Here is a 15,492-nt window from a genome sequence, read left to right as displayed (position 1 = left end):
CCTCATGGTGTACGTCATGTTGAGCAGCGACTGGACCGACGGTAACGGGGTCACCCACTCGGCCGGTGACTCGGTGGACGTGGACGCCGCGACCCTGGCTCAGCTTCAGGCCCAGGGAATCGTCGGAGAGGTGCCGGGCAAGGGCAAGGACGGCACCGACTGGGCCGGACCGGGCGGCACCGACTGGGCCGGGCCGGGAAGCACCAAGCCCTGATCATCGCCGGAGCGGGCGATCTGCCCTGATCACAGCAGAAGTCGGTGGCGTCGGAAACCCAGTTTCCGACGCCACCGCTTCGTTCCGGGCCTGCTGTTGCCGGTCAGCGCTCGCTCATGCCGGCGCGGCGACGCAGCGCCGGCACGTCGGTGACGACGATCCGACGGCCCTCGGTACGCAGCCAACCCCGGTTGGCGAACGAGCCGATCGCCTGGTTGACGCTCTGCCGGGAACCCCCGGCCATCTCCGCCAACTGGCTCTGGTTCAGCTCGATGGTGATCATCGGTGCCTGCGACTCGCCGGCCAGCCGCACCAGGGTCTTCGCGACCCGACCGGGCAGGTCCAGGAAGACATGATCGGCGTTCTGCTCGGTCAGGCGGCGGATCAGCCCACCCAGGGAGCGCATCACCGCGTCCAGGATGCGCGGGTTCGAGTGCACCAGCTCCATGAAGGCGCCCCGGGACAGGGCCAGGGCGGTGCAGTCCTCGATGGCCTCCGCCGAGGCGGACCGGGTGGAGGCGTCGAGCAGGGAGACCTCGCCGAGCACATCCGGCGGTCGGATCACCGACAACACCGCCCGCTCACCGGTCGGTGCGGTGCGGAACACCGCCACCGCGCCCCGGCGCAGCACGATCAGCGATTCGCCCGGGTCGTTCTCCACGAACAGGAGCTGACCCTTGCGGTACGTCCTCGGCACGGCAGCGGCTATCACCCGCTGGCGTACCTCGGGTTCCAGGCCGGCGAACATCTCCACGCCCGTGAGCGCGTCGCCCGGCTCCGGCAGGCGCATCTCCACGGCCCCACCCCTCCCCCGGTCAAGGACCACATCGCTCACCGGGAGAGCCTGGTGGCCCCTGACTAGGCGAATCGACACCCGTTCGGCGTCCGGCAGCGGTACACATCAGATCATGACGGTCCGGTCGCGTGCTGTACACCCCTGAAGTCACTTCTGTGACAGCTTAAGCTGCGATGTCGCCGTTGCAGATGGTGTGGTAGCGCTCCCGGCTCGCCCCGCCCGCCGGGGCGACAGGGGCGTCAGCGAGGATGGCCGGGATGGTCTACCGCTATTTCTACGACTGCGAATTCATCGAGGACGGCCGTACGGTCGAACTGGTGTCGATCGGTGTGGTCGACGAGCAGGGCCGCGAGTTCTACGCGGTCTCCACCGAGTTCGACGCCTCCCGGGCCGTGCCCTGGGTTCGCCGCAACGTGCTGGACAAGCTGCCCTCCCCGGCGGACCGCGCCTGGCGCTCCCGCGAGCGCATCCGCGACGACCTGTACGACTTCCTGGTCGAGCCGATCCAGACCTGGGCGGCCGGGGAGGAGTTGGAGCTGTGGGCCTGGTACGCCGCGTACGACCATGTGGCGCTGGCCCAACTGTGGGGCGCCATGCCGGCCCTGCCCAGGGAGATTCCCCGGTTCACCAAGGATCTGCGCCAGTTGTGGGACGACCGGGGGCGGCCACGGCTGCCGAACGCCGAGTCCGGGCGGCATGACGCCCTGGTCGACGCCCGGCACAACCTGGCCCGGTGGCGGGCGATGACCGGATCGTAGGTTTGGCCGGCCACGCAGCGGGCACCGGTTCGCCCTGACGGTGGTCGACCCGAGGGAGCATCGCCATGAGGCGGGCGTCAGCATGAGTGACGAGCCGTATGCCGTCCGCGCGGCCCGGCAGCGGATCACCGAGCTGATCCGGGCCGCGGGCACCTGCACCCTCACCACGATCTCGCTGGACGGCCGGCTGGTGGGCCGGCCGATGCTGCTGCAACGGGCGGCGTTCGCCGGTGAGCTGTGGTTCTTCGCGTACTCCCGGTCGGCTACGGTCCGTCAGCTTCGGGTCAACCCGGAGGTCGAGGTGAGCCTCACCGACCCGGGGGAGCAGGTCCGGGCCTCGCTGTCCGGCACCGCCCGCGACGACCACGACCCGGCGCGGGCGGCCCGGCTCTGGTGGCCCGAGCTGGCGGTGTGGTTCCCGCAGGGGCCGGCCACGGCGGGACTGACCCTGGTCGCCGTGCACCTCACCGCAGCCCGCTGCTGGGACCGCGCGGGTCTGCGTGGAGTGGACCTGCTCGGCGCCGCCGGGTCGGCGCCGGCGGTGGTGGGTGTGCGCCCTGATGAGGCTACTGACCGGTAGTGGGCCGCGGTGTCCGGTCGTACCAGCGCCGACTACAGTCGCAGTGACGGCCCGCCCCGGGCCGGCAACGGCGCCGAAGGTCTGACGTGACGCATATCCTGGGGCTTGATCGGGCTTGACCAGATGCTCCCAGGAGGATGAGCGATCATGCGTATCGGCGTGCTCACCGGCGGCGGCGACTGCCCCGGCCTCAACGCGGTCATCCGGGCGGTGGTCCGTAAGGGCGTCGCCAGCTACGGCCACGAGTTCGTGGGTTTCCGGGACGGTTGGAAGGGTCCGCTGGAGGGCCTGTCCCGCCCGCTGGGCATCGCGGAGGTCCGGGGGATCCTGCCGCGCGGCGGCACCATCCTCGGCTCCTCGCGGACCAACCCCTTCAAGATCGAGAACGGCGTCGAGCGGATCAAGGAGAACCTTGCCGCCCAGGGCGTCGACGCGCTGATCGCCATCGGCGGTGAGGACACCCTGGGTGTCGCCACCAAGCTGCACGAGCTGGGCGTCCACGTCATCGGGGTGCCGAAGACCATCGACAACGACCTCGGCGCCACGGACTACACCTTCGGCTTCGACACCGCGGTCAACATCGCGATGGAGGCCATCGACCGGCTGCACACCACCGCCGAGAGCCACCACCGCACCCTGGTGGTCGAGGTGATGGGTCGGCACGCCGGCTGGATCGCCCTGCACGCCGGCCTGGCCGGCGGCGCCAACGTGATCCTGCTGCCGGAGCGGGCCTTCGATGTCGAGCAGGTCGCCGGTTACGTCGAGAAGCGCTTCCAGCACCAGTACGCCCCGATCGTCGTGGTCGCCGAGGGCGCCCAGCCGATGGAGGGCCAGATGGTCCTGCAGAACCAGGAGCTGGACGCGTTCGGCCACGTCCGGCTCGGCGGCATCGGCCAGTGGCTGGCCGAGCAGTTGGAGGCCAAGACCGGCAAGGAGGCCCGCACGGTCGTGCTCGGGCACATCCAGCGCGGCGGCACCCCGACCGCCTTCGACCGGGTGCTGGCCACCCGGCTGGGTCTCCAGGCGATCGACGCCGCCCACGAGGGCGACTGGGGCAAGATGGTCGCCATGCAGAGCACGGACATCGTCCGGGTTCCGCTGGCCGAGGCCACCCGGGAGCTGAAGACCGTCCCGCTGGAGCGCTACCTCGAGGCCGAGGTCTTCTTCGGCAGCTGATCGTGGTTCCGGTGTCGCGGCGGGCCACCCGGTCCGCCGCGACACCGATCTTCAGAGGGGGTACCACAGGTGTCAGCCGGAGTGCGCACGGTCGCGGTGATCGGGGCGGGCAAGATCGGCGAGTTGATGCTGTCCGGGCTGCTGCGCTCCGGCTGGCCGGTGGACCGCCTGCTGGCCACCGCCCGTCGGCCGGCCCGCGCCGAGGAACTGACCGCCCGCTACGGCGTACGGGTGGTGGACAACCTCACCGCGGTCGACGAGGCCGAGGTGCTGGCCGTGTCGGTGAAGCCCCAGGACGCGGCGGTACTGCTCGACGAGATCGGGCCGAAGGTACCCGCCGGCAAGCTGATGATCTCCCTCTGCGCCGGCCTGCCCAGCAGCTTCTTCAGCCGCCGGCTGCCCGAGGGCACTCCGGTCGTGCGGGTCATGACCAACACTCCCGCCCTGGTGGACGAGGCGATGACCGCCATCTCCGCCGGGGCGTACGCCACCGGGGAGCACCTGGCGCTGGCCGAGGAGATGTTCAAGCCGCTCGGCTCCACCATCCGGGTGCCGGAGAGCCAGCAGGACGCGGTGACCGCCCTGTCCGGCTCCGGCCCGGCCTACTTCTACCTGCTGGTGGAGGCGATGACCGACGCCGGCATCCTGCTCGGCCTGCCCCGCCAGGTGGCGCACGACCTGATCGTGCAGACCGCGATCGGCTCGGCGGTGATGCTGCGCGACTCCGGCGAACATCCCGTGAAGCTGCGCGAGGCGGTAACCTCACCCGCCGGCACCACCATCTCCGCCGTGCGCGAGCTGGAGAATCACGGCGTACGCGCCGCACTGCTGGCCGCCCTGGAAGCGGCCCGCGACCGGGCCCGCGAACTGGCCGCCCAGGCCGAATAGCCGCCCCCACCGGCGTACCATGATCCACTCCGTTACGCCGATACGGCGGTTTCCCGCGCCGACGAAGCCGCCGGTGCGGCGAAACGGTGTCGATCATGCCCAGCGCCGGTACCGCAGAGGTATCCGGGTGTCGCATACTGGCGCGGTGTTCACTCTCGCCCAGGCCCGGCACCTGGTGGCCACCCTGCAACCCCGGATCGACGAGCTGATCCGGGTCCGCGCCGACCTGACCGAGTTGCAGGTTGATCTGACCAACCACGGGCTCAGCGCACTCGGCGGACGGCCCGAGGCCAAGGCCCTGGAGGCACGGCTGCACGCCATCTGCGACGAGATCGGGCAGCACGGCATCGAGATCAAGAGTGTCGCCCCGGTGCTGCTCGACTTCCCCGGTGAGCGCGCGGGCCGCCAGGTCCTCTGGTGCTGGCTGGAGGGGGACACCGACGTGCGCTGGTACCACCGCGCCGACTGCGGCTTCGGCGGCCGCCGCCCCGCCTGACGGTCAGTCGGACGAGGGGCGGCCGGCCGAGGCTCAAGCTGGGGGACGTCATCGGCGTCGGCGGGTCTCCAGCGGCCATTCCAGGCTGACCGTCTCGTCGCGGCCCTGCCGGTCGAAGGCTGCCTGTAGCTCCCGCTTCTGCTCGGCGTACCAGGTGATCTGTGCCTGGTGCAGGGTCTCGGGGTGCAGCCGGGCGATCCGCTCGTGCCGGGCGGCGATCGACACCGCCATCTCGGCAGCGGCGCGGGCGTCGCTCGCGGCGTCGTGAGCGGAGACGAGGTCGACGCCGTAGTACCGGCACAGATCTTCGAGCCGTCTGCCGCCGTACCAGCGGGGTTCCACCTCGCCGTGCAGGACCGAGGGGTCGATGATGACGGCGCGGTCCCAGTCCAGCGGTGCGAGGGCGTGCCGGGCCAGCTCGGTGTGCAACGCCGTGACGTCGTAGGGGGCGCAGAAGGCGACGAGCGGGGTCCCGTCGGCGATCACCTTGTCGATGGCCGTTCTCAGCTCGGTCAGCGCCTCGGTGGCCGGTTGCCCGGAACTGCGTACCATCTCGTCGGTGATCCCGTGGATCTCGGTGGAGCGGGGCGGGATCGGCACGCCCGGGTCGATGAGCCACCGCGCGGTGGTGCCGTCGGAGTGGACCAGCGCGGCGGAGACGATGCGGGCGTCCATGGGTTCGGCCTCGGTGGCCTCGATATCGAAGCCCACCATGGGCAGGTCGTGCCACCCACGGTGGGTCCCCGGCGGCGGAGCCGTCCTGACCGGTACGCATTCGTCGTGGTGGGGACTCCAACGGCCGCCGAGATTGATCGCCTGTCCGGCGCCGGCTTCGACCCACTTCTGGCACTTGCCGCAGCTTCCGGGGTACCTGTTGATCACGCTACGGGCTCCTGGTTCGGTTGGGTGGGCGTACTCATGCCTGTCGGCCGTCCGCTGACGAGGCGGGACCGGCAGCGCCGGTAATCCTGAGCCATCGGTCAGAGTGTCGGCACCCACCGGCCGCGCCGTTCAGTGACCTTTGTGGACATTCGGCGACAACCCTTTGTTCGGTGGCGTTTGCCGGGTGGCCTCTTCGTGGCAGCGACACGGGCATCTCCGGCGACGACAAGGCGACAGGCGGCATGCGTCGTGGCGCTCGCTGGTGGCGGCCCATCCGCCGGGCTCGTAGGGGCGGAGGATGATCTATAGGCTCCAAGCGCCACCGAGAGGAAGCCCTCTCGGTGGCGCTGCGCGCACCGCCACCGGCGTACGGTGGCACGGCCCTGTCGCCGGCGCAGCATGATCGGATGGCTCAGGTGGCCGGCGAGATCACGATCAGTGAGCAGCCGGCCGTTTACGGGGAGGGTGCTGATGTTCGCCATTTCGTTGACCGAGGACGCGGAACTGCGTCCGCTCAACCCGTGGCATGCCGAGGAGTTTCTGGCCAACCTGGACCGGGCCCGGCAGAGCATGACCCCCTGGGTGCCGGCGGCCTTCATCGCCACCGACCTGGAGAGGGCGCGGCATGTGCTGCAGCGGTACGCCGAGCGGTGGGCCCGCGACGACGGCGGCATCTGGGGCATCTGGTCCGACGGCAGGCTGGTCGGTGGCGTGCTGCTCGTGTCGCTCGACGCCGATACGGGAGTCTGCGAAGCTGGCTGTTGGCTTGAACCGGCCGCCGAGGGACGCGGGCTGGTCACTCGCGCGGTCAGCCGGCTCATCGACTGGGCGGTCGACGAGCGGGGACAGCACCGGGTCGAGTGGCGGGTCCTGGCCGGCAACGTACGCAGCATCGCGGTGGCCCGTCGGCTAGGGATGCGCCGCGACGGCGTGTTGCGTGAGGTGTCACCGGGTCCGGAGGGGCGACGCGATCTCGAGATCTGGTCGCTGCTGGCACCCGAGTGGCGGACTCGCCGGGCCGGTGCCTCCGAGGATTGAGCCTGCGGCGACGACGGCGCGGCTGGTGAAAGCGGCTGTTGAGAACTAGGGTGTGGCGCGCATGACGACCATCGTCCGGCCGGTGTCGGCCCTGCGGGTTCTGCCCGTCGTGGCCGCGAGCACGGCGGGGACGGGTGTCGTCGCGCTCACCCTCCTGGGGGCGGCCGGCCACGGTGGCTTCGCGACCGATCCGGTCGGCGTTCTCGCCCTGGCGGTGGCGGCCGTGGTCGGCACTGTCGCGGCTGCCCGGCTCGACCGGTCGGGTCGGCACGTCGCCAGCCGGTTCGCGGCTGGGCTGGCCGCCTCCCTGCTCGCGTACCTGATGCTCACCGTGCTGGCGGTGGCCGGGGTCGCGGCCGGGCAGCCATGGGCCGGGTTGGCCGTCGCGGCGTGGAACTCGGCCTGGATCCCGCCGCTCGCCCTCCTGCAACTCACCGCCTCGGCCGCCGTCCGCACCGGCCCCGCCGTCCCCTGGACGCATCGGGTCGTGGGCCTGACCCTGGGCGCGGTCACGCTGGTCAACGCGTTGCTGACCACGGCGGGCGAGCCGTTTGCGGGGCTGCCGACGATCGCCGGGGAGTCGTGGCGCACCGCGCTCGCCCCGGTCGGCGCCGCCGCCACCGTGCTGGGCATGGTGGCACTGCTCCTGCTGCCGGTGACCCTCTGGCGGGCTGCTCTCGGTTCGCACGAGGCCGTCCGGGCGCGCCTCGGCATCGCCGCTGCGGCGACCACCGCAGCGCCGCTGACGGTCGCCTTCTGCCTGCTTCTCGCCGTCGCCCGTACTCCCGGCGGGGTCGAACCGTCGCTGGGTTCGGTCGCCTTCCTGGTGGCGCTCTCCGGGGCGGCCGGGTTCGCCGTCGCCTGCGCGCTCGCCGTCGCCCGAAGCGCCGTCGAGCCCCGTCAGGTCACCGTCGTGGTCCGCGTCGCCGGTCTGACCGCTGCGGCCCTGATCATCGCTGGCATCGGTACGGTCGTGGCCGCTCCCGGTACGGCCCTCGGCCCGACCTCGGTCGCCCTGCTCGTCTCGACCCTGACGGTCCTCGTCGGTGGCTCGGCCTGGGCCGGCACGGCCCGCCTGGCCCGGACCCTCACGCCCGTCCCGCCCCCGTCACGAGCTGAGCCGGGAAGCCCCGAAGCGATGCCGGGGACCGGGGCGAGGGGCGGCTCGCCCGGCGCGGCGGTGCCGCAGGCCGGAGCTGCTCCGGTCGGGGGGTTGACGGCCCGGGAGTGTGAGGTGCTGGCGGCCCTGGCCGAGGGAGCCAGCAACGCCGGGATCGCGGCCCAACTGGTCGTCTCCGAGCGGACGGTCGACGCCCATCTGCGCGCGATCTTCAGCAAGCTCGACCTGACCCCCGGTGGTGGGGCCACCAACCGGCGGGTGCAGGCGGCACGGATCTGGCTGGAGCACACCCGTCAGCACTCCTGAGCAGGAGTTTCCTGAAGATAGGTGTTGAGGCCGATGCCGAGGGCGGCGGCTCGGGGGCACGGTGAGCCATCACCCGATCAACGGAGGCTCGCACCGTGTCCGTACCGAACCTGCGCCGTGTCGCCCTCGTCGCCCTCTTCGTCCTGCTGCTCGTCGCCCTGGCCGGCCGGACGGTCTTCATGCTCTGGGAGCCGCCCTTCGACGGCACGATCCGGTACGACGAGATCCGGGAACTGGGGTCGGCCTACTGGCCGATGAACCTCTACCTGGGGGGTCCCGCGTACGCGGTCTCCTGGATCGCCGCCGCGGTCTTCATCGTCCGGCTGGCCAAGGGCCGCGCCGGGGTGTTGAACCTGGTCGGCGCCTTCCTGGTGGGTCTCGGTGGGGTGGTGTTCGCGCTGGCGATCACCGCAGAGGTGCTCCCCTTCGCCTACGCGGCCGATCCGGCCGTGCTGGCGGAACCGCAGGGACGGGCGCTGTTCGAGGTCCTCAACGACCGGCTGGACTGGGTGATCCCGGCCATCATCGGCAGCCAGTTGGCGATCGTCGTGGGCATGGTGCTGGCCCTGGTCGGCGCGCTGATCGCCCGGACCATGCCCCGGCCGGTGGTCATCGCCGCCCTGGTCTACGCGGTGATCTTCGTGGTGCTGCCGCTGGCCGAGTTCGGCCGCCCGGTCGTCATCGTCGACTATCTGCTGCAGGTGTCCCTGGTGGCCGCGATCGGCTGGTACGGGCTGCGGGCCGCCGCCGACGACAGGCCGGTCACCGCCTGAGGTCGGCGGCGGCCACCGGTCAGCCCCGCTTGGCCTCGGCCAGCGCGGCACGCACCGTGTCGGCGTCGCCGGGGGCCTCCTGCTCCCAGTTGGCCGGGTCGGCGGAGTAGATGGTGCCGTACGCCGGGGTGTCCGGCTGGAACCGCCAACTGTCGGCGAGACTGCCGGCGTCGACCGTGTCGTAGCCGATCCGGTCCAGGAAGCCGGTGACGACCGCCTTGGCCTCGGCGTCGTCACCGGCGATCGGCAGGGCACTGCGGTCCGCCGCACCGGCGGGTCGGGCCAGGGTGAGCAGGTGCTTGAAGAAGATGTTGTTGAACACCTTCACCACCCGGGCCTCGGGCAGATGCTGTTGCAGCAGCTCACTGCTGGTGACCCGGTCCTCGTCCAACTCGGGGATCTGGCCGTCGCGCTGCGGGTAGTAGTTGTTGGTGTCGATGACCACCTTGCCGGCCAGCGGCTGCGCCGGCACGGACCGGTACGACTTGAGCGGGATGCTGACCACCACCAGGTCACCGGCCCGAGCCGCCGCCTCGACCGTGCCGGCGCTGGCCCTCGGCCCCAACTCCTCGACCAGGCCGGACAGGGTCTGCGGCCCCCGCGAGTTGCTCAGCACCACCTCGTACCCGGCGGCCACCGCCAACCGCGCGAGGGTGCCTCCGATGTGTCCACTTCCGATCAGGCCCACGACCGACACGTCCACCTCCATCGACTCGGCTCTCCCCGTCGAACCTACGCCCCTGGTGGAGGGTCAGGGCAGGATCTTCTCCAGAGTGGTGCGCAGGGTGGGGTCCTCCGGGGTGACCGTCGGATCGAAACGGGCGGCCACGGTGCCGTCCGGGGCGACGAGGAACTTCTCGAAGTTCCACCGGATGTCCCCGGTGTGGCCTTCGGCGTCCGGGGTGTCCACCAGGGCGGCGTAGAGGGGATGACGGTCGGGGCCGTTGACCTCGACCTTCTCCGTCAGCGGGAAGGTGACGCCGTAGTTGACCTGGCAGAACTCGCTGATCTCCGCAGCGCTGCCCGGTTCCTGGCCGCCGAACTGGTTGCACGGGACGCCGAGCACCACCAGCCCACGGTCGGCGTACTCGTCCTGAAGGGCCTGCAGACCGGCGTACTGGCCGGTGAGGCCGCAGCGGGAGGCGACATTGACCACCAGCAGGGCCTTCCCGCGGTACTGCGCGAGATCGGCCGGGCCGCCGGTCAGGGAGTTGATCTGGGTGTCGAAGACGGACATGGCGCGAGGGTACCGCCGATGCCGCCGTACCGGATCATGCCGCGCGGCGGCGTCTACCGCCAGGTAACAGCGAACGACGTGGTTTCTCTCCGGGTCAGCAATCGATACATCTACATCTTGACGAAGTGTGGTCGCGTGAGTAGCGTCTCCTCAACAATTTGGAAAGTTTCCTAACTGTTTGGAGGCGCCACATGAAGAGATCGCTCCGCCGGGCCCTCTGGGTCGGCGCCGCGGTCGCGGTGACCGTCGCCACGGTCCCGATGGCCTCGGCGTTCGGCGCCGGAAGTGTCACCACCTCGTTCGCCCGGGTGCAGGATTGGGGCACCGGTCACGAAACGAGGGTCACCATCACCAACGGTTCCAGTGCCAGCGTCAGCACCTGGCGCATCGAGTTCGAGCTGCCCTCGGGCACCAGCATCAGCAGCTCCTGGGACGCCGACGTCACCCGTAACGGCAACCGCTACGTGGCGGTCAAGAAGAGCTGGGCCGGTGCCCTGGCGCCGGGCGCCTCCTTCAGCTGGGGCTACAACGGCACCGGGGGGTACCGGGCGCCGCTGAACTGCACCGTCAACGGCGTGGCCTGCGGCGGCGGCACCCCGCCCCCGACCACCCCGCCGCCGACGACCACACCTCCACCCCCGCCGACCACCCCGCCCCCGACCACCCCGCCGCCGAGCGGCCAGAAGGTGGTCGGCTACTTCGTCCAGTGGGGGGTCTACGCCCGCAACTACCACGTCAAGAACATCCACACCAGCGGCTCGGCGTCGAAGCTGACCCACATCCTGTACGCCTTCGGCAACACCACCGGCGGCCGGTGCACCATCGGCGACAGCTACGCCGACTACGAGAAGGCGTACACCGCGGCGGAGAGTGTCGACGGGGTCGCCGACACCTGGGATCAGCCGCTGCGGGGCAGCTTCAACCAGCTGCGCAAGCTCAAGCAGATGTACCCGCACCTCAAGGTGATCTGGTCCTTCGGCGGCTGGACCTGGTCCGGCGGCTTCACCCAGGCCGCGCAGAACCCGACCGCCTTCGCCGAGAGCTGCTACAACCTGGTCGAGGACCCGCGCTGGGCGGACGTCTTCGACGGCATCGACATCGACTGGGAGTACCCGAACGCCTGCGGTCTGACCTGTGACGCCAGCGGCCCGAACGCGTTCAAGAACGTGGCCAGTGCGTTGCGTACCCGGTTCGGGTCGTCGGCTCTGGTCACCGCCGCGATCACCGCGGACGGCAGCAACGGCGGCAAGATCGACGCTACCGACTACGCCGGCGCCGCCACCCACCTAAACTGGATCATGCCGATGACGTACGACTACTTCGGCGCCTTCAACCCGCAGGGCCCCACCGCCCCGCACTCGCCGCTCTACTCGTACTCCGGCATCCCGCAGCAGGGCTTCTGGTCGGACGCGGCCATCCAGAAGCTCAAGAGCAAGGGCATCCCGGCCAACAAGCTGCTGCTCGGCATCGGCTTCTACGGCCGGGGCTGGACCGGGGTCACCCAGACCGCACCGGGCGGCACCGCCACCGGCCCCGCCCCGGGCACCTACGAGCAGGGCATCGAGGACTACAAGGTGCTCAAGAACACCTGCCCGGCCACCGGCACCGTCGGCGGCACGGCGTACGCCAAGTGCGGCAGCAACTGGTGGAGCTACGACACCCCCTCGACCATCGGGGGCAAGATGACGTACGCCAGGAACCAGGGCCTCGGCGGCGCCTTCTTCTGGGAACTCTCCGGTGACACCAGCAACGGCGAATTGATCACCGCCATCCGCGGCGGCCTCGGCTGACGGTAAGGAAGGGCCCCCTGTTAACGCCTGCGGTAGAGCAGGGGTCCCCTGTTAACAATTCGGCAGCTCGATCTTGCCGGATGTTAATAGGGGGCCCCTCCTATGCAAAAGGCGATAACAAGGGGCCCTTCCTTGCATCCGAGGCGGGTGTGACAGACTCGCCGGTCGGACGGTGCAAAGTCCGCAGATCGGGAGGTGACGATGCGAGTTCACCGGCGCTGCGCCGCCCTCGCCCTGCTCACGACCGTGCCGTTCGCCCTGGTCGGTTGCGGACTGATCGGCGGCGAGAAGGAACCGGCGGAGCAACCCGGTCGGGCACCCGCCGAGGAGGCCCTGGCCAAGTCCCGCGAGCGGGTACAGGCGTACCTGGACGCGATGGTGGCCAAGGACGTCGTGGCCGGGCGCAGTCAACTCTGCACGGTGCTGCACGAGTCGTTCGACGAGGCCGCGACCGGGCCGAACGGTGACTTCGCCGACCACTTCACGGTGGCCCAGACCGAGATCACCGACATCCGCCCGGGCCCCCTCGGGCAGGAGGTCAGCACTGTGGTTACCGTCACGGTGGGTAAGCGCAAGGCGGACCGGGGACTGTTGTTCACAGTCACCCGTGAGGGGCTGGACTGGTGCATCTCGGGCGAGCGCCCCGGTGGGCACAGCCCGGCACCCGCCCCGACGCCCTGACCTGCGACAACGTTCACGGTCGTCCAGTTACCGGAACCCGGCCCCTCGATGGGCGGTAGGCGCTCAGGCCGCCGTACGCTTCTTGTCATGCGGCATGAGTGGCATCAGTTGAGTCATCCGGCGGTGGGCAGCCCGGTGTTGCAGACCAGCCGTCCGACCGTCGACTCCGCCGAGGACGAGGCCCTCGGCCTGGACCGCTGGCGAGAGTTGCCCCGCGCCCAGACCCCACCCTGGGAGGACCCGGCCCAGGTGGCCGAGGTCTGCAAGGTGCTCGACCGGGTCCCGTCGGTGGTCGCCCCCTACGAGGTCGACCAGTTGCGGCAGCGCCTGGCCCTGGTCTGCGAGGGCAAGGCCTTCCTGCTGCAGGGCGGTGACTGCGCGGAGACCTTCGCCGACAACACCGAGAGTCACCTGCTGGCCAACGCCCGCACCCTGTTGCAGATGGCGATCGTGCTCACCTACGGCGCCTCGCTGCCGGTGGTGAAGGTGGCCCGGGTCGCCGGGCAGTACACCAAGCCCCGGTCGCTCCCGACGGACGCCCGGGGCCTTCCGGCCTACCGCGGCGACATGATCAATTCCCTCGAGGCCACCCCGGAGGCCCGGGTCGCCGACCCGCAACGCATGATCCGGGCGTACGCCAACTCGGCCGCCGCGATGAACATGCTCCGCGCCTACCTGGCCGGGGGACTGGCCGACCTGCACGCCGTGCACGACTGGAACAAGGGCTTCGTACGCAATTCCCCGGCCGGGGAACGGTACGAGGCGATCGCCCGGGAGATCGACCGGGCGCTGGCCTTCATTCGGGCCTGCGGGATGACCGACGACGATGCCCTGCGTACGGTCACTCTCTACTGCTCCCACGAGGCCCTGGCCCTGGAGTACGACCGGGCGCTGACCCGGGTCTCCGACCGTCGGGCGTACGGGCTGTCCGGGCACTTCCTGTGGATCGGCGAGCGCACCCGGCAGATCGACGGCGCCCACATCGACTTCATCTCCCGCATCGCCAACCCGATCGGGGTCAAACTCGGCCCGACCACCACCCCGGACGAGGCGATCGAGCTGTGCGAGAAGCTGAACCCGGAGAACATCCCCGGGCGGCTAACCCTGATCAGCCGGATGGGCAACCACAAGGTACGCGACGCCCTGCCGCCGATCGTGGCCAAGGTGACCGCCGCCGGGGCGAAGGTGGTGTGGCAGTGCGACCCGATGCACGGCAACACCCACGAGTCCTCCAACGGCTACAAGACCCGGCACTTCGACCGGATCGTCGACGAGGTGCTGGGCTACTTCGAGGTGCACCGCAGCCTGGACACCCACCCCGGCGGCCTGCATGTCGAGCTGACCGGTGAGGATGTCACCGAGTGCCTCGGCGGCGCCCAGGGCATCGAGGACCTGGACCTGCCCGACCGGTACGAGACCGCCTGCGACCCCCGCCTGAACACCCAGCAGTCACTGGAACTGGCCTTCCTCGTAGCGGAGATGCTCCGTGGCTGACGCGAGGAGTGAGCTTGCGAGCCCCGCAGTCGGCAGCCGGAAGGTGGCACTGTGGCTGACGCGAGGAGTGAGCTTGCGAGCCCCGCAGTCGGCGGCCGGAAGGGATGACCGTGGCTGAGAATCTCATCGATCTGCGTTCGGACACGGTCACCCGGCCCACCCCCGGGATGCGGGAGGCGATGGCCGCCGCCGAGGTCGGTGACGACGTCTACGGCGAGGACCCGACCGTCAACGCGCTGGAGGCCGAGGTCGCCGCGCTGTTCGGTCACGAGGCAGCGCTGTTCTGCCCGACCGGCTCGATGGCCAACCAGATCGCCCTGCAACTGCTGGTGCCGCCCGGGGCGGAGTTGCTCTGCGACGCCGACGCCCATGTGATCACGTACGAGATGGGGGCGGCTGCCGCGTACGGCGGAATGACCTCGCGGACGTGGTCGGCGGTGGGCGCGGACGTGGACCCCGACGTGGTCGCCGGCATGATCCGTCCCGACGGCTACTGGGCGGTGCCCACCCGGGCGATCGCGGTGGAGCAGACCCACAATCGTGGCGGCGGCGGGGTGATCCCCCTCGACACGCTGCGGCGGTTGCGGCAGGTCGCCGACGAGGCGCAGGTGGCGCTGCACTGCGACGGAGCCCGGATCTGGCACGCCCATGTCGCCGACGGGGTGCCGCTGGCCACCTACGGTGGGCTGTTCGACACCCTCTCGGTCTGCCTGTCCAAGGGGCTCGGCGCGCCGGTCGGCTCGCTGGTCGTCGGTGCCGCCGACAAGATCGAGCGGGCGCGGGTGATCCGTAAGCGGATGGGTGGCGGGATGCGCCAGGCCGGCATCCTGGCCGCCGCCGGCCGGTACGCCCTGGCCCACCACATCGACCGTCTCGCCGAGGATCACGCCAAGGCGGCCCGGCTAGCGGAGGCGATCGCCCCGTTCGGGGTGCTGGCCGCCCCGGTACGCACCAACCTGGTCCCCCTGGACCTGGCCAAAACCTCCCTGGACGCCCCCACCCTGGCCGCAGCGGCCCGCGCCGAGGGCCTGCTGATCTCCGTCCTGGGCCCCCACACCGCCCGCCTGGTGACCCACATGGACGTCCCCGACCCCGCCATCGACCAAGCCATCACCACCCTCACCCACCTCCTCCGCGCCTAACATCCCCTCCCCGCCTCCCCCTTTTAGCCCCGTTGATCATGAGGTTAGCGGCAGTGTGGAGATCGAACACTGCCGCTAACCTCATGATCAACGGGGCAAACCCGGGGGCCAGAGGGGGCCG

General features: G+C 70.6%; 17 protein-coding genes. 13 read left to right on the top strand and 4 right to left on the bottom strand.

Annotated elements, in window-relative coordinates:
* Positions 1 to 16 precede the first annotated feature (16 nt).
* On the top strand, positions 17 to 214 hold the full coding sequence (locus tag ACGFIK_RS08255; RefSeq protein ID WP_327024794.1) for a hypothetical protein: 198 nt from the start codon (positions 17 to 19) through the stop codon (positions 212 to 214).
* A gap of 103 nt (positions 215 to 317) precedes the next feature.
* Here the strand turns inward: ACGFIK_RS08255 and ACGFIK_RS08250 are convergent, their stop codons facing one another.
* Positions 318 to 1,010 (bottom strand): Crp/Fnr family transcriptional regulator, encoded by a 693-nt coding sequence (locus ACGFIK_RS08250; RefSeq protein WP_327027030.1) that lies wholly within the window; start codon positions 1,008 to 1,010, stop codon positions 318 to 320.
* Positions 1,011 to 1,267: 257 nt separating this feature from the next.
* Here ACGFIK_RS08250 and ACGFIK_RS08245 point away from each other — a divergent pair, with 257 nt between their 5' ends.
* The 5 genes from ACGFIK_RS08245 (at position 1,268) to ACGFIK_RS08225 (ending at position 4,908) form a co-directional block, all read left to right on the top strand.
* Positions 1,268 to 1,768, top strand: a complete 501-nt coding sequence (locus tag ACGFIK_RS08245) for a polyadenylate-specific 3'-exoribonuclease AS (RefSeq protein ID WP_357531949.1) — start codon at positions 1,268 to 1,270, stop codon at positions 1,766 to 1,768.
* Positions 1,769 to 1,850: 82 nt separating this feature from the next.
* Positions 1,851 to 2,348 (top strand): pyridoxamine 5'-phosphate oxidase family protein, encoded by a 498-nt coding sequence (locus ACGFIK_RS08240; protein ID WP_393338390.1) that lies wholly within the window; start codon positions 1,851 to 1,853, stop codon positions 2,346 to 2,348.
* 147 nt (positions 2,349 to 2,495) lie between these two features.
* Positions 2,496 to 3,524, top strand: a complete 1,029-nt coding sequence (locus ACGFIK_RS08235) for a 6-phosphofructokinase (protein WP_327024797.1) — start codon at positions 2,496 to 2,498, stop codon at positions 3,522 to 3,524.
* 69 nt (positions 3,525 to 3,593) lie between these two features.
* Positions 3,594 to 4,412 (top strand): pyrroline-5-carboxylate reductase, encoded by an 819-nt coding sequence (gene proC, locus ACGFIK_RS08230; RefSeq protein WP_393338387.1) that lies wholly within the window; start codon positions 3,594 to 3,596, stop codon positions 4,410 to 4,412.
* A 145-nt stretch (positions 4,413 to 4,557) separates the two neighbouring features.
* Positions 4,558 to 4,908 (top strand): DUF2203 domain-containing protein, encoded by a 351-nt coding sequence (locus ACGFIK_RS08225; RefSeq protein ID WP_393338384.1) that lies wholly within the window; start codon positions 4,558 to 4,560, stop codon positions 4,906 to 4,908.
* A 48-nt stretch (positions 4,909 to 4,956) separates the two neighbouring features.
* Here ACGFIK_RS08225 and ACGFIK_RS08220 read toward each other — a convergent pair whose 3' ends face one another.
* A complete protein-coding gene (locus tag ACGFIK_RS08220) occupies positions 4,957 to 5,790 on the bottom strand; it encodes an exonuclease domain-containing protein (RefSeq protein ID WP_327024800.1) in 834 nt (277 codons plus the stop codon).
* A gap of 471 nt (positions 5,791 to 6,261) precedes the next feature.
* On the opposite strand from ACGFIK_RS08220, the gene ACGFIK_RS08215 reads away from it, so the two are divergent.
* The 3 genes from ACGFIK_RS08215 to ACGFIK_RS08205 all read left to right on the top strand — a co-directional run bounded on the left by ACGFIK_RS08215 (position 6,262) and on the right by ACGFIK_RS08205 (position 9,027).
* Entirely contained in the window at positions 6,262 to 6,828 is a 567-nt protein-coding gene (locus ACGFIK_RS08215; RefSeq protein WP_327024801.1) for a GNAT family protein, read from the top strand.
* A 61-nt stretch (positions 6,829 to 6,889) separates the two neighbouring features.
* A complete protein-coding gene (locus ACGFIK_RS08210) occupies positions 6,890 to 8,254 on the top strand; it encodes a helix-turn-helix transcriptional regulator (protein ID WP_327024802.1) in 1,365 nt (454 codons plus the stop codon).
* Positions 8,255 to 8,349: 95 nt separating this feature from the next.
* Positions 8,350 to 9,027: a hypothetical protein gene (locus ACGFIK_RS08205; RefSeq protein WP_327024804.1), complete on the top strand. Its 678-nt coding sequence runs from the start codon at positions 8,350 to 8,352 to the stop codon at positions 9,025 to 9,027.
* 19 nt (positions 9,028 to 9,046) lie between these two features.
* Here ACGFIK_RS08205 and ACGFIK_RS08200 read toward each other — a convergent pair whose 3' ends face one another.
* Both ACGFIK_RS08200 and ACGFIK_RS08195 read right to left on the bottom strand, forming a co-directional pair.
* The gene (locus ACGFIK_RS08200; protein WP_393338381.1) at positions 9,047 to 9,724 is read right to left on the bottom strand and encodes an NADPH-dependent F420 reductase; all 678 of its coding nucleotides are present in this window, start codon (positions 9,722 to 9,724) and stop codon (positions 9,047 to 9,049) included.
* 54 nt (positions 9,725 to 9,778) lie between these two features.
* A complete protein-coding gene (locus ACGFIK_RS08195) occupies positions 9,779 to 10,264 on the bottom strand; it encodes a glutathione peroxidase (RefSeq protein WP_327024806.1) in 486 nt (161 codons plus the stop codon).
* Positions 10,265 to 10,455: 191 nt separating this feature from the next.
* Here ACGFIK_RS08195 and ACGFIK_RS08190 point away from each other — a divergent pair, with 191 nt between their 5' ends.
* The 4 genes from ACGFIK_RS08190 to ACGFIK_RS08175 all read left to right on the top strand — a co-directional run bounded on the left by ACGFIK_RS08190 (position 10,456) and on the right by ACGFIK_RS08175 (position 15,371).
* Positions 10,456 to 12,054, top strand: a complete 1,599-nt coding sequence (locus tag ACGFIK_RS08190; protein ID WP_327024807.1) for a glycosyl hydrolase family 18 protein — start codon at positions 10,456 to 10,458, stop codon at positions 12,052 to 12,054.
* Positions 12,055 to 12,255: 201 nt separating this feature from the next.
* Positions 12,256 to 12,735, top strand: a complete 480-nt coding sequence (locus ACGFIK_RS08185) for a hypothetical protein (protein ID WP_393338377.1) — start codon at positions 12,256 to 12,258, stop codon at positions 12,733 to 12,735.
* A gap of 87 nt (positions 12,736 to 12,822) precedes the next feature.
* Positions 12,823 to 14,229, top strand: coding sequence for a class II 3-deoxy-7-phosphoheptulonate synthase (locus tag ACGFIK_RS08180; protein WP_327024809.1), 1,407 nt, complete (start codon positions 12,823 to 12,825; stop codon positions 14,227 to 14,229).
* 110 nt (positions 14,230 to 14,339) lie between these two features.
* Positions 14,340 to 15,371 (top strand): GntG family PLP-dependent aldolase, encoded by a 1,032-nt coding sequence (locus ACGFIK_RS08175; RefSeq protein WP_327024810.1) that lies wholly within the window; start codon positions 14,340 to 14,342, stop codon positions 15,369 to 15,371.
* Positions 15,372 to 15,492 lie beyond the last annotated feature (121 nt).

The organism is Micromonospora sp. NPDC048871 (assembly GCF_043198155.1).
GTDB lineage: Bacteria > Actinomycetota > Actinomycetes > Mycobacteriales > Micromonosporaceae > Micromonospora.
The sequence above is the reverse complement of the archived record's forward strand: the minus strand, read 5'-3'. Positions and strand labels throughout refer to the sequence as shown.

Bases quoted from the DNA above. Each gene is read 5' to 3' on its own strand.
- ACGFIK_RS08255 (WP_327024794.1), top strand. From the start codon at position 17: ATGTTGAGCAGCGACTGGACCGACGGTAACGGGGTCACCCACTCGGCC.
- ACGFIK_RS08245 (WP_357531949.1), top strand. From the start codon at position 1,268: ATGGTCTACCGCTATTTCTACGACTGCGAATTCATCGAGGACGGCCGT.
- ACGFIK_RS08240 (WP_393338390.1), top strand. From the start codon at position 1,851: ATGAGTGACGAGCCGTATGCCGTCCGCGCGGCCCGGCAGCGGATCACC.
- ACGFIK_RS08235 (WP_327024797.1), top strand. From the start codon at position 2,496: ATGCGTATCGGCGTGCTCACCGGCGGCGGCGACTGCCCCGGCCTCAAC.
- ACGFIK_RS08215 (WP_327024801.1), top strand. From the start codon at position 6,262: ATGTTCGCCATTTCGTTGACCGAGGACGCGGAACTGCGTCCGCTCAAC.
- ACGFIK_RS08210 (WP_327024802.1), top strand. From the start codon at position 6,890: ATGACGACCATCGTCCGGCCGGTGTCGGCCCTGCGGGTTCTGCCCGTC.
- ACGFIK_RS08195 (WP_327024806.1), bottom strand. From the start codon at position 10,264: ATGTCCGTCTTCGACACCCAGATCAACTCCCTGACCGGCGGCCCGGCC.
- ACGFIK_RS08190 (WP_327024807.1), top strand. From the start codon at position 10,456: ATGAAGAGATCGCTCCGCCGGGCCCTCTGGGTCGGCGCCGCGGTCGCG.
- ACGFIK_RS08185 (WP_393338377.1), top strand. From the start codon at position 12,256: ATGCGAGTTCACCGGCGCTGCGCCGCCCTCGCCCTGCTCACGACCGTG.
- ACGFIK_RS08180 (WP_327024809.1), top strand. From the start codon at position 12,823: ATGCGGCATGAGTGGCATCAGTTGAGTCATCCGGCGGTGGGCAGCCCG.